The sequence below is a fragment of the Rhodococcus sp. CX genome, assembly GCF_015865005.1.
Lineage (GTDB): Bacteria > Actinomycetota > Actinomycetes > Mycobacteriales > Mycobacteriaceae > Rhodococcus.
The window spans coordinates 36,234-36,473 of sequence record NZ_JADZGH010000208.1; the positions used below are offsets into that span (position 1 = coordinate 36,234).

At 67.1% G+C, this 240-nt stretch carries 1 protein-coding gene; it reads left to right on the top strand.

Translation table 11 applies throughout. The annotated features are described in order from the left end of the window. On the top strand, positions 1-240 hold a 240-nt coding region (locus tag I0Q12_RS33610), incomplete at both ends, for a CoA transferase (protein WP_231611263.1).

Sequence of the window (240 nt, forward strand, 5' to 3'; positions counted from 1 at the left end):
CCGCAAGCGCAACCGCGAGATCCTGCGCGACGAACTCGAGATCTCGCTCAAGGAGAAGTCCGCGGCCGAGTGGGACGAGATCCTCCTCGACACCGGCGTCCCGGCGGCACCGGTGGTCCCGGTGTCGGAATCGCTTCGCTCGGAACAGATCCGGCACCGTCAGCTGGTGACCGAAGTGGAGATGCCGGTCGGAGACCTCGGCACCGTCCAGGTTCTCGGACTGCCCACTCACGTCGACGG